Source organism: Lentzea nigeriaca, from assembly GCF_016907955.1.
In the GTDB taxonomy this organism is placed as follows: domain Bacteria; phylum Actinomycetota; class Actinomycetes; order Mycobacteriales; family Pseudonocardiaceae; genus Lentzea; species Lentzea nigeriaca.
This window is the reverse complement of the sequence record NZ_JAFBCX010000014.1, coordinates 51,617-63,364: the sequence shown is the minus strand read 5'-3', so window position 1 is coordinate 63,364 and position 11,748 is coordinate 51,617. Positions and strand designations below refer to the sequence as shown.

The window sequence follows — 11,748 nt, the reverse complement described above, 5'->3', positions numbered from 1 at the left end:
TGACGAGGTCAGCGAGGCGAGTCCACGGGAGCCTGGACAGCAGCGTCCACGGTCTCGTGCAGGCTCAGCACCCCAGCCACATCGGCAAGGTCGAACAACCGCCGGACCGGCGCCTGAGTGCCGGCGATCCGCAGCTGCCCGCCAGCCTCTGCCAACCGCCGATGCCAGTCGAGCACCAACGCGAGCCCAGTCGAGTCCATGAACTGCAAACCGGACAAATCGAGCACGGCGTGCGCCCCGGTCACATCCGCATCCAGTCGTGCCGACAGCACGGGGACGGTGTCGATGTCCAGCTCACCTGCGACGACGAGCACTCGCCATCCCCGCTGGACCTCGCTGCCGACGTTGAGCTCCATCGTCGCCGTTCCTTCCGCCACGCCCGACTCGTGCGACCCAAATCGTGCAGCACGACGTCTAAGCATGCGACCACCGGGGGGCTGAAAGATCCGAACGACGCGCCGGATGTGCGACGATGCGCCTTGTGCTGAACGACCCACTGGCCGAGGTGCGGGTGACTTTGACCGCCGAGGGTGGATCGTGCGCTCGTGCACGTCAGGTGGTCCGCGACGCCGCCACCTCGTGGGGGCTGTCGGAGGATCTGGCCGACGACGCGCAGCTCGTCGTCACCGAGCTCGTGTCGAACGGGATCGACCACGGTGAGGGACTGATCACACTCACCGTCAGTCGCAGGAACAGCGGCATGCTGGTCGAGGTGCACGACGAGTCGTCGAAGCAGCCCCTGGTGAGGCCGGTGGACCCGAGTTCGGCGCGGGGGCGCGGGATGCAGCTCGTGCAGGCGCTGAGTGCGCGCTGGGGGACGACACCGGATCCGCGGGGCAAAGTCGTGTGGGCCGAGTTGGAGTCCTGAGAACGGGTATCTAAGCCCGTATGACAGCCACACCGCCTGATCCCGATCCGCAGCGCACGCCCGGCCTCGAGCCCGGTGGCGGGGTGCGACCAGGAGACACCCCGCCCGAATCCGGACAAACCTCAGGTCTTTCGCATCGCGAGCCGACACCGCCGAAGGCGACCACCGGGCGCGTTCTCATCGCGCTCATCCTGGTCCTGGCCGTGCTGGTGGCCGCGATGCTGCTGACCCAGGCTTTCCTGCTCAGCTGACGATTCAGCCGGACAGGCGCGACGCCAGCAGGCGCTTGCCCTGCTCGGCGCCCTTGCGGCTGTCGTTCTGCGCCTTCTTGAAGAACTCCGCGAGCTCGTTGTCGCCCTCGCGCTCCGCGTCCTGGATGAACGTCTCCAGCCGCAGCGCGTTGTCGAGGCACGCCTCGGTGAACCAGAGGATGTTGTAGTCCTTGTCCTTGGTGCCTGTGACGTGACCGGTTTCCGTGGTCGACACGGTTCCCTCCTCGTCTATCAGGGGATTTGTGGTCATTGGGCGTGTACCCGCGATGGCCTGGGGAAAACCGTCCCGGCTTGTGGTCGTCACCCGAAGGCGCGTACGGTCGGTGCGGACGGGAGTCCTAATGAACCAGCTTCGACAGAGAACGACCTACGTCCAGTCCATTCCGATCGTCGCGCTCACCGGCGAGATCGACATGATGTCGTCCGCTCCGGTGTCGAACAGGCTCGCCGAGCTGCTCGACCGCAAGCCGCCCGCTCTGGTCGTCGACCTGCGGGAGGTCCGGTTCTTCGGGTCCGAGGGGATCCGCGCGCTGGTCGAGACCCAGCACCAGGCCGACGAGCTCGGCATCAAGTTCGGCGTCGTCAGCGACACGAGAGTTGTGTTGCGCCCCTTGGAAATGACGGCCGTCGACCAGCTGCTGCTCCTGTTCAACGACGTCGACGACGCCGTCACGGCCCTGAGCGCCTGCTAGGCGGCTGACTCTCGCCGGCCGCGCGAGCGTTCCACCAGGTCGAGCAGCAGACCTTCCTTGGTGGACCACGGCGAGATGTCCACGACGTCGTGTCCGGAGACCCGCATCAACGCTTCCGCGACCACCGCGCCCGCCAACGACTGCTGGGCCCGGTGGCGGGAAATCCCGGGCAGTGCCGCCCGTTCCCGCACCGACAGCTTCGCGAGCCGCGGAATCCACTTCTCCAAGTCCTTGAGCCGCAACTGACGCGGCGCGTACGTTCCGCTGCGCGCGCCGGCGAGGCGGGCCAGTTGCTCGAACACCTTCGAGCAGCCGACGGCGCGAGCGCTCTCATCGCGCGGGAAAGCCTCGGCGATGCGGTCCTGCACCTCGGCGCGCATGTCCTGCACGGTCAGCCCGGCGCGGGTCAAAGTCCTTGCCCCCAAAGGCAAAGACACCGCGCGCTCGGGTTCTGCCCCTGAACCCACTGCCAGCTCGACGGTGCCGCCACCGACGTCCAGCACGACCATCGGACCGGCACTCCAGCCGAACCAGTGCCGCGCCGCCGTGTACGAAAGGCGTGCTTCTTCCTTGCCCGACAACACTTTCAGCTCGACGCCGGTGCGTCTGTACACCTTGCGCATCACCTCGTCGACGTTCGCGCTGTCACGAACGGAGGACGTCGCGAACGGGAGGAAGGGCGTGTCACCGGCCTTCTTGCGGGCGGTCAGCACGGCGGCGCACAACGATGCGATGCCGTCGCGGCTGATGAACCCCTCCGAGTCGAGCTCCCGGTCCAGGCGCAGCCTGACCTTGTGGGACACCAGCGGACGCAGCAGGTCTCGTTCCACGACCACCAGGTGTGCGCTGAAGCACCCGACGTCCAGAACACCGACCGACATCCGCCACCTTCCTTCTACCAAGAGTTCTTTACCGCATCGGCCACCATTGTGGGAGTCTTGGCACCCGATCAGGGCATCTTCGCCGGATGAGATGCGTTACAGTGCCCCGATGTCCTTGGCAGAGATCCCTTCCCGGCTCGACGACGCCCTCACATCGGCAGATCGTGGCGTCATCGTCCTGGCAGTGGACGGCCTGTCCTCGGACGTGGCCAAACAATCGTGGCTGTCGGCCTCCCTCTCCACGCTCTCCTCCACCGTGCCGTCCACCTCGGCCACGGCCTTGCTGACCGCGCTGACCGGTGTTCCGGCCGACGTGCACCGCGTGCCGGGAACGGTGTACCGCAACGGATCCGGTCTCGTGCACGCCATCAACGGCGCGCCCGCGATCTCGGACCTGCCGACCGTGCTGGAACGGCACGGTGCCACCGTTCTCGCTCGCGAACTCGACCTGCTGGAAGGAACCTGGGCCCAGGCCCTCCTGCGAGGTTGCAACCGGATACCCGCGCCCCCTCGGCACAAACTCACCGCCCAGGCGGAGGATCCGCCGCTGCTCGTCGCCAACGTCGTGGCCGATCTCGACAGGGCGCTGCCCGACGCGCGGTTCCTCTGGACGTACGTGAACGTCGACGACCACGTGCGCCGGAACGGTTACGACGAACCGGTGCACGAGGCCATGCTCCGGCTCGACGCGCATGCGTCCCGTTGGGCCGCACAGGGTTGGACCGTGGTGGCGCATTCGGATCACGGCCAGGTGCCCGTCGATCCGGATCCGGAGCTCGTCCTGGCCTGGGACGAGATCGTGCGCGAGGAGTGCGTGATCCCGTCGGGCGGCGCGGGCAGGATGCGCTGGCTGTACCCGAAAGCCGACCGCACGGAGGCCGTTTTCGACCGCGTGGCAACGACTCTGGGCGCCACGGCAACCGTGCACCACGCCGCCGATCTCGGACTACCGCAGCCGGAGGCGGGCCCGGTCGTGGCCGTGGCGGCGTCGCCGCGGTTCCCGATCGCGGACCCGTCCGCCAAGTTCGAGCACGGCGGCACGAGCCGCGACGAGATCGACGTGCCCTTCGCAATCTGGCAGCAGTGATTTATCGAATTGTTCATCCTTGTGAATCACGAAGAATCGTTTTGACTTCTCTTTACAGGCCTTGATCGGGTCTGGCAGGGTGTCGCCGGGCGCAAGGACACGAAAGGGACTGGACGGTCTCGTGAATCTGTCTCGACGCACCCTTCTGGCGTCTGCCGCTGCCACTCCCCTGCTCACCGGAGCGGGAATCGGTACGGGGGAAGCCGCGGCCACCCCAGCCAAACTCCGCGGAGCGCTGGACTACGGTCTCGCGAAACTGAAGGCGGTCGCACCGGGCATCACGTCGTTCCCGGAGATCACCCGGTTCGAGAAGTGGACCTACGTCGCCGACGGCGGCTGGATCGGCGGTTTCTGGCCGGGAACGCTGTGGCTCGCGCACCTCGACGGCGGCGACGCACAGTTCCGCACGCTGGCAGAGGCCGCGAACGACAGGCTGGCACCCCGCCGGCTCGAACCGCGTGACCACGACCTGGGGTTCCTCTTCTACCCGTCCTGGGTCACCGCCTACCGGCTCACCGGCGACACCAAGTGGCGTGACGGCGCGATCGACGCCGCGAACACGCTCGTCCAGCGCTGGAATCCGACGGGCAAGTTCATCCGCGCGTGGGGCAAGCTCGGCACTCCCGGCAACGCGGGCCGCGTGATCATGGACACGATGATGAACCTGGACCTGCTCGCGTTCGCCACCGAGCAGACCGGCGACCGCAAGTTCATCGACATCGCGATCGCCCATGCCAGAACGACGCAGGCGAACTTCCTGCGGCAGGACGGCTCGACCCCGCACGTGTTCGACTTCAACCCGGACACCGGCGCGCCGATCGGCCAGAACACCGTGCAGGGCTACAGCCCGACGTCGTGCTGGTCGCGCGGCCAGTCGTGGGGCATCTACGGCTTCACGACGATGTACCGCCGCACGGGCCTGCGCGAGTTCCGCGACACGGCCCGGAAGATGGCCGACTTCGCGTTGAGCGCTCTCACACCGGACCACGTGCCGGTATGGGACTACCGCTCTCCGTTGGGCGCCAACGACGTCAAGGACTCGTCCGCGGGCGCGATCCTGGCGTGCGGCCTGCTCGACCTGGCCAAGGCGACCGGCAACGGCCGTTACCGCGAGCGCGCACTCAAGATCCTCGACGGTCTGGTGAGCACCTGCCTCACCACGAACTCGACGCGCGCCGAAGCGATCATGGCCCGCGGCACCCGCAACCGCCCGTCCGAGGACGGTGTCGAGGTCTCGCTGCCCTACGGCGACTACTACCTGTTCGAGGCGATCCTGCGGGTGCTCAAGCCCGCGCAGATCGCCAAGGCCATCGGCCTGTAGGTCATTTCTCGATCACGCGCGCCGTGGGGCCGTTGGACCAGGTCGCTTCCAACCTGGACAACCGCCCCTCGGTGGTGCGGAAGTTCACCACCAGCGGCCCGCCCGGCTGTTCCACGGCCACCGACCAGCCGTCGGAAGGGGTGGCCGACAGCGCTTCCACGCCGGACGGGCGGTAGCGGACGACCACGTCACCGCCCCGCAGGTGGAAGGCGTGGACGTAGGAGCCGTCCGACTGCCATTCCCCCTCCTGGAGTTGAGCCGAGGGGGGACGCGCATCCGTACTACTGGGAGGAGCCGGAACGGACGAGCTGACCACAGGAGGCCTGGTGGACGACGAGGGCGTGACAGGCGGCGAGCTCGCCGCGGTGGTGGGCACCGGTACGGAGAACGTGACGGTCGGCAGCGGCAACACAACCGACCCCGTCGTGGGACCCACAGCGGCCGCCGGCGCGGGTTCCATCGCCGTGCGGAGGCCGAACCACGACAGGCCGATGGCGACCGTGGTCACCAACGCCCAGGCGACCAGGTATCCGACCGACCGTCTCACTGCGACGACCCTCCTGTAGCGGCTCATGGCATCAGTACTGCTGGTCGAGGACGACCCGGTGGTGCGAGCGGCGATCACGCGCGCTCTCACCGGCCAGGGCCACATGGTGCACGGTGTCGCGCTCGCGATCGAGGCTCTGCGCGAAGTCACCGCCAACAACTACGACGTCGTGGTGCTCGACCTCGGGCTGCCCGACCTCGACGGCGGTGACGCCCTGCGGATGATCCGGGGCGTCACGAACACGCCCGTGGTGATCGCGACCGCCCGCGACGACGAGCAGGAGATCATCCGCCTGCTCAACGCGGGCGCGGACGACTACCTCGTCAAACCGTTCTCCAGCGAGCACCTCGGCGCGCGCCTCCAGGCCGTGCTCAGAAGGGCGCGCGAGAGCAAGAAGCTCGTGGTCGGCGGCCTCGAGATCGACGTGGAGCAACGCAGGGCCACTGTGGACGGTCGGGAACTCACGTTGACGCACAAGGAGTTCGAGTTGCTCTCGTATCTGGCCGCACGATCGGGCGAGGTGGTTCCGCGCGCCGAGATCCTGGCGAACCTGTGGCCGTCCACCCGCGACGACCAGACGCTCGACGTCCACCTGTCGTGGCTGCGCCGCAAGCTCGGTGAACGGGCCGCGCAGCCCCGCTACCTGCACACGGTGCGCGGGGTCGGCGTGCGTCTGGTCGCGCCGAGATGAGGCGGTCACTGGTACTGGTCGCTCTCGCGGCGACCAGCATGGTGGCGCTGGCTTTCCTCATCCCACTCGCCATGGTCACGAAGAAGGCCGCGTACGACAGCGCGCTCAGCGAGGCGGAGAAGCAGGCCAACGCGCTCACGCCCGCGCTGCTGATCACCCGCAAACCGCAGGAGATCCGGCAGGCGATCAGGAGCACCCGCTACGGCGGCCAGCAGCGGCTGGCCGTGCACATCAGCACACCGGCGCCCAACACCTACGGCACCTCGCACATCACCGCGGCCAACCTGCAGGACGCGCAGAACCTCGCGAAGGCGTCCACTCTCGAACGGCCCGACGGCGTCGCCTACCTGCAGCCGCTGGCCACCAGCGCGAACGGCATCGTGATCGTCGAGGCGTTCGTGCCGCGCGAACAGCTCACCCACGGCGTCATCGGCACGTGGTGGGCGTTGGCGGGCGTCGCCGTCGGCCTCGTCGCCGGCTCGGTGCTCGTGGCCGACCGGCTGGGTGCGCGGGCCGTGAAAGCGACCCGCACGTTGGCCGAGGGCGCACGGCGGATGGGTCAGGGCGACCTCTCCGTGCACGTGCCGATCAAGGGCCCGCCCGAGCTCAAGGAGGTCGGCAAGGCCTTCAACGCCATGGCCGAGCGCGTCCGTCACCTCGTCGCCGCCGAGCGCGAGGTGGTCGCCGATCTCTCGCACCGCCTCAGAACGCCCCTCACAGCGCTGCTGCTGGACGCGGACACCCTCGGAAGGGGTCCGGGTGCGGATCGGGTCCGTGAAGCCGTCCAGGGGCTGGAGAGGGAGGTCGACGAGATCATCAAGGCCGCCCGGTCCGGTCTGCAGGCCGACAACACCGGTGTGGACGCGGCGGGCGTCGTGCGCGACCGGCTGGTGTTCTGGTCCGCGCTCGCCGACGACCAGGAACGGCCGTGGACGATCCGCGGCGCCGACCGGCCTGCCCACGTGCCGCTCTCCCGCACGGATCTCACCGCCGCGCTGGACGCGTTGCTGGGCAACGTCTTCCGCTACACCCCGGAGGGCACGCGGTTCGCCGTCACGCTCGTGCACCAGGCCGATCTGGTGGCGCTCGTCGTCGAGGACGCGGGACCCGGCATCGCGAACGTCGAGCACGCGCTGCAGCGCGGCGCCAGCGGTGGTGGATCCACCGGGCTGGGGCTCGACATCGCCCGCCGCGCCGCGGAAAGCACGGGTGGCTCTCTCCACGTCGACCGCGGGCCACTGGGCGGGGCACGCGTGCAAATGAGGCTCCGGAGGCACTAGGGCCCTCGTGAGGGCCGGGAAAGAACACCGCCGGCGGCGCGGACCGTGGGACGGGTCCGACGCCGCCGGCGGGCACCGGCCGGCTGCGCTGCACCGCTGCCGCACCACCGAGTTCCGAGCAGGAGGGTGGAACCCGATGAGCAGTGCGCGCACGCCTTCCCACACCGGTGTTACGAGGTGGATCTGCCGGGGCTCTCGGCGCCAGGTGTGGGGACCGGCGTATTCAACGTGGTCTGTGTGATCGTTTTTGCGATCTGACACGAAGTTAGCCGACGGCTCGCCGTCGCCAATCCACCGTTCAGACGATTAATCCGTTTTAAATATATTTAAGTTCGCCCGGTCGGCTGTCCACGCCTTAAGTCTATTTAAGATAACGTCTCCGTCACGCCGCCATCCATCCCCCGAAATGAAAGGCGCCTCATGCTCAGTGTGATGGCAGCAACGAGTTTGGCACTGTCGCTCCTCGTCGCCCCCGAGGCGCCGAGCACCGCCGATGTCGTTCCCCCCGGAAAAATCACCGTCGACGTCGTGACGGTCAACGGTTCCGGCTGCCCCGCCGGAACTGCGGCGGTCGCGGTGGCGGACGACAACACGGCATTCACGGTCACGTACAGCGACTACACCGCACAGGCCGGTGCCGGATCAGCACCGACCGACTTCCGGAAGAACTGCCAGCTGAACCTGCGCGTGCACTACCCGCAGGGGTTCACCTTCGGCATCGCGAAGGCCGACTACCGTGGGTTCGCGTACTTACCCATAGGCGCGAAGGGCACGCAACTCGCCAGCTACTACTTCTCCGGCTCGTCGTCGACCGGCAAGAGCACGCACAACATCCCCAGCCCCTTGACCGACAACTGGCAGTTCACCGACAGCACCGACGTCGCGGAGATCGTCTTCGCACCGTGCGGCATGGTGCGCAACCTCAACGTGAACACAGAGGTCCGCGTGTTCACGAACGCCGCGAAGGAGTCGGCGTTCGTGTCGATGGACTCGACCGACGGCAGCGTCAACACCCGCTACCAGTTCGCCTGGAAGCGATGCTGACAGAGTTTGATCACCAAGCGCTCCCGGCGCTCTACACACAGTGAGCGCCGGGGCGTATCCTCGTGATCCGGTCGTGACTTTTGACGGGTGAGTCAACCAGGGCATTGCTTCCCGCGTATACCCATGTAGATTCCCGCTCACCGCGACGGCCATTCGGGTGACTGTCGTTGGCTCGCGCGCCGCACGCGAACGGAGGCTGCATAAAGGTGAACGCCCAGACCGCACAGGTTGACGACCTGACACTCATCGCGTTGCCCACCGCGGTGAACTGCGCGGATCTGTTCGTGCGCTTCACGCTCGGCGAGTGGCGACTGCGCAACATGATCGACGACTGCTCCGCGGTGGCCTGCGCCCTGGTCGAGGCCGCCATCGAGTCCGCGGACCCCAAGACCTCGCGGTTGATCACTCTTCGGTTGCGATTGAGCGGCGACTACCTTGTCGTCGAGCTCGAAGCGGCCAGGTTCACGATGCCGCCCACCTCCCCAGACCTTCGCACAGGCGAGCTGCAGCTCGGTGGCGGCGTGAAGCTGATCTGGTGCGAGCTGCCGCTGCCCACCGGCGTGAACGCCAACGCGGTGCCGCTGCCCCGGCGCGAACCCCGCCGCTCGCCGGCGGCCGAGGCGCTGGGCGACGAGCCGGACGTCGATCCCGAGCTCATCCAGCGGATTCTCTTCGGACTCGGCGGCTCCATGGGCGGCGGTCCGCAGCGGTAGGCACGAGGTAAACCGCTCCAGTTCAAATTTCACCCACAAGGGCGCGTCCGTCGGTGGACGCGCCTTTGGGGTTTCCGTGGGTTCACAACTGTGGACGCTTCACGAATTGGGTTCCGGATCCCAGACTGCGGTTACTCCGTTCGAGCCGTGTTACATTCGGCCCGCCGCGCGGACCATTACGTTTCCCAATAGCGTTCCGCCGGTACGGGTGGCAATTCACCGACGGCAGCTTCGACTTGCCCTTTGATGCGGTAACCAATCGACCACAATAAGTGACAACGGCCAGAGCGGCAACATTTGCTCTGGTTGGCGGACGTTCATTAACACCCTTTCCGGATACGGTCTCGTCACGCCGCCCGACATGTCCTGCACATTCGGAAAGGTGTCCCATGATTAGCACGTTGGCCGCGGCCGCCCTGGCCCTGTCCACCATCGTCATTCCCACTCCCGCGGATCCGCCCCCGACGGGACAGATCACCATCGACATCGTCACGATCAACGGCTCCGGCTGCCGCCTCGGCACGGCCGCCATCGCCGTCTCTCCGGACAACAAGGCTTTCACGGTCACCTACAGCGAGTACCTTGCCCAGGTCGGCCCGCAGGCAAAGCCCACAGATTTCCGCAAGAACTGCCAGCTGAACCTCAAGGTCAACGTGCCGGGCGGATTCACCTACGGAATCGCGCAGGCCGACTACAGAGGCTTCGCCGATCTGCAGAAAGGAGCGAAGGGCACCACGAAAGCGAGCTACTACTTCCAGGGAATGTCGGACACCGACCAGCGCTCCAAGACGTTCAACGGCGCGCTGAGCGACAACTGGCAGGTCACGCACAAGACCGATGTCGCTTCCATCATCTACCACCCGTGCGGCGAGAAGCGGAACTTCAACATCAACACCGAGCTGCGCGTGGACAAGGGCACGTCCGACCCGAAGAAGACCAGCTTCATGGCCATGGACTCGACGGACGTCTCCTTCTCGACCCTGTACCACTTCGCATGGAAGAAGTGCCCGAAGCCGTGACCGAATAGCCCACCAGCCAGGCCGCCGAGGCCCCTTGGTCCCCATCACAGGAGACCAAGGGGTCTTCCGCTGGCTCCACAACTGGTTGTTCCCCACAAACCGTGCGTCCGCAGGAGAATGTTCAGTAGCCTTAAGGCAACGGAATGTAAAGGTTTACGGGAAGACGCAAGAGCGATCCTCCCTTTTGACCGAACGTGCATCCGAAGGAGTATTTCGTGGCTCGTCACCTGCCCCGCGTCGGCGTTCATGCGAAGGCGCGGCAGTTTTCCAAGCATTGGCGGGCTTCGACGCGCTGGTGTGCGTGATGAACGAGAGCACGGACGTCGCTGATGCTCGGTGACAGCATCAGCGACGTCCGTGCCGCCCGCGTCGTTCGGGTACGGAACCTCAGGTTTGGAACCGGATTCCTGGATCGACAGCTTCGACGGCTTCGACTCAGATGTTCTGGTTCGCGAAGCCCTTGGTCGCGATCTTCGACAGCATGGCCTGCCATACAGACGAGCTGGTGTGCGGGTCACCGGTCACGCCGAGCGCCGACTTGAGGCCGTTGAACGCGTTCTGCGTGTTGGTGCCCCAGTCGCCGTCGATCACGAGACCCGAGCCGCGGAAGTTGTTGCACACGGCCTGAACGAACTTGGTGTCGGACTCGGAGTCCTTGAGCACGCGGACCGGCATGCCACCGAAGTCGGAGTGGATGTGGTCGTGGTGGTCGGCGTTGTACCAGCCGTCGAGCACGTAGCGGAACCGGCGGCGGCACACGGCTTCCGTCGCGAGGTAGCGCTTGCGGATCGCGGCGTTGCTCGACGCGTGGGCCTGGTCGAGCGGCGAGATGGTGTTGCCGCCGGACCAGCGGACGTGGTCGAGGTCCATCGCGGTGCCCGCGCCGTGCTGCCCCGGCTTGTCGACGTAGAAGCCGGCCGAGACGATGTAGCTGATCGAGCCGTAGCTCGACGAGAGCGAGCGCAGGTCCCGGATCCAGGCCACGAGCGCGTTGTAGAACGCGTCGGTGCACTGCCAGTTGCGCAGGGTGGTGTTGCCCCGGTTGGACCGCCAGTAGTAGACCGGCGTGCCGTCGATCTTCTGGAACGTCATCATCGCCAGCGCGCCGGCCTCGGAGGCCCGCAGCTCCGCCTCGGTGTGCTGGTCGCCGATCTTCGGGTCGGCGCCTGCCAGCCCGGGAGCGATGGTGGACAGGCCGGCGAGACCGGCCACGGCCGCCGCGCCCGTGACGAAGCCGCGCCTGGTGACGTTGTTTTCGAACACCCCAGTTCTCCCTCTGTGTCCTAGCCGGTGCGGACAGGAGGAATGCCTGTCTCACGAACCGGCGCGAGGG

At 67.0% G+C, this 11,748-nt stretch carries 15 protein-coding genes; 10 read left to right on the top strand and 5 right to left on the bottom strand.

What is annotated here, in order from left to right; translation table 11 throughout:
- Positions 1-8: 8 nt before the first annotated feature.
- Entirely contained in the window at positions 9-377 is a 369-nt protein-coding gene (locus JOD27_RS34685; RefSeq protein ID WP_307830497.1) for an STAS domain-containing protein, read from the bottom strand.
- Between the two features lie 95 nt (positions 378-472).
- Between JOD27_RS34685 and JOD27_RS34680 the strand changes: the two genes are divergently transcribed.
- Together JOD27_RS34680 and JOD27_RS34675 are read left to right on the top strand one after the other, a co-directional pair.
- Positions 473-868 (top strand): ATP-binding protein, encoded by a 396-nt coding sequence (locus JOD27_RS34680; protein WP_239570286.1) that lies wholly within the window; start codon positions 473-475, stop codon positions 866-868.
- Between the two features lie 20 nt (positions 869-888).
- Complete coding sequence (locus JOD27_RS34675; RefSeq protein ID WP_204766553.1) at positions 889-1,119, top strand: DUF6480 family protein; 231 nt, start codon at positions 889-891, stop codon at positions 1,117-1,119.
- A gap of 4 nt (positions 1,120-1,123) precedes the next feature.
- Here the strand turns inward: JOD27_RS34675 and JOD27_RS34670 are convergent, their stop codons facing one another.
- Positions 1,124-1,354, bottom strand: a complete 231-nt coding sequence (locus JOD27_RS34670; RefSeq protein ID WP_204766552.1) for a hypothetical protein — start codon at positions 1,352-1,354, stop codon at positions 1,124-1,126.
- A gap of 127 nt (positions 1,355-1,481) precedes the next feature.
- On the opposite strand from JOD27_RS34670, the gene JOD27_RS34665 reads away from it, so the two are divergent.
- Positions 1,482-1,832 (top strand): STAS domain-containing protein, encoded by a 351-nt coding sequence (locus JOD27_RS34665; protein WP_204766551.1) that lies wholly within the window; start codon positions 1,482-1,484, stop codon positions 1,830-1,832.
- Here the strand turns inward: JOD27_RS34665 and JOD27_RS34660 are convergent.
- Entirely contained in the window at positions 1,829-2,713 is an 885-nt protein-coding gene (locus JOD27_RS34660; RefSeq protein WP_204766550.1) for a Ppx/GppA phosphatase family protein, read from the bottom strand. The genes JOD27_RS34665 and JOD27_RS34660 overlap by 4 nt on opposite strands.
- A gap of 109 nt (positions 2,714-2,822) precedes the next feature.
- Between JOD27_RS34660 and JOD27_RS34655 the strand changes: the two genes are divergently transcribed.
- On the top strand, positions 2,823-3,800 hold the full coding sequence (locus tag JOD27_RS34655) for a hypothetical protein (RefSeq protein WP_204766549.1): 978 nt from the start codon (positions 2,823-2,825) through the stop codon (positions 3,798-3,800).
- 121 nt (positions 3,801-3,921) lie between these two features.
- Positions 3,922-5,121 (top strand): glycoside hydrolase family 88 protein, encoded by a 1,200-nt coding sequence (locus JOD27_RS34650; RefSeq protein WP_204766548.1) that lies wholly within the window; start codon positions 3,922-3,924, stop codon positions 5,119-5,121.
- Position 5,122: 1 nt separating this feature from the next.
- Here JOD27_RS34650 and JOD27_RS34645 read toward each other — a convergent pair whose 3' ends face one another.
- Complete coding sequence (locus JOD27_RS34645; RefSeq protein WP_204766547.1) at positions 5,123-5,668, bottom strand: hypothetical protein; 546 nt, start codon at positions 5,666-5,668, stop codon at positions 5,123-5,125.
- Between the two features lie 25 nt (positions 5,669-5,693).
- Here JOD27_RS34645 and JOD27_RS34640 point away from each other — a divergent pair, with 25 nt between their 5' ends.
- From JOD27_RS34640 to JOD27_RS34620, 5 genes are all read left to right on the top strand, one after another.
- A complete protein-coding gene (locus JOD27_RS34640; protein ID WP_204766546.1) occupies positions 5,694-6,359 on the top strand; it encodes a response regulator transcription factor in 666 nt (221 codons plus the stop codon).
- Positions 6,356-7,639, top strand: coding sequence for a HAMP domain-containing sensor histidine kinase (locus JOD27_RS34635; RefSeq protein WP_204766545.1), 1,284 nt, complete (start codon positions 6,356-6,358; stop codon positions 7,637-7,639). Before JOD27_RS34640 ends, JOD27_RS34635 begins: the two co-directional genes overlap by 4 nt.
- Before the next feature lie 420 nt (positions 7,640-8,059).
- The gene (locus JOD27_RS34630; RefSeq protein ID WP_204766544.1) at positions 8,060-8,683 is read left to right on the top strand and encodes a DUF4360 domain-containing protein; all 624 of its coding nucleotides are present in this window, start codon (positions 8,060-8,062) and stop codon (positions 8,681-8,683) included.
- A 206-nt stretch (positions 8,684-8,889) separates the two neighbouring features.
- Positions 8,890-9,396: a histidine kinase gene (locus JOD27_RS34625; protein ID WP_109636464.1), complete on the top strand. Its 507-nt coding sequence runs from the start codon at positions 8,890-8,892 to the stop codon at positions 9,394-9,396.
- A gap of 389 nt (positions 9,397-9,785) precedes the next feature.
- The gene (locus tag JOD27_RS34620; protein ID WP_204766543.1) at positions 9,786-10,415 is read left to right on the top strand and encodes a DUF4360 domain-containing protein; all 630 of its coding nucleotides are present in this window, start codon (positions 9,786-9,788) and stop codon (positions 10,413-10,415) included.
- A 435-nt stretch (positions 10,416-10,850) separates the two neighbouring features.
- Here the strand turns inward: JOD27_RS34620 and JOD27_RS45430 are convergent, their stop codons facing one another.
- Positions 10,851-11,678: an extensin family protein gene (locus JOD27_RS45430; RefSeq protein ID WP_204766542.1), complete on the bottom strand. Its 828-nt coding sequence runs from the start codon at positions 11,676-11,678 to the stop codon at positions 10,851-10,853.
- Between the last annotated feature and the right edge of the window lie 70 nt (positions 11,679-11,748).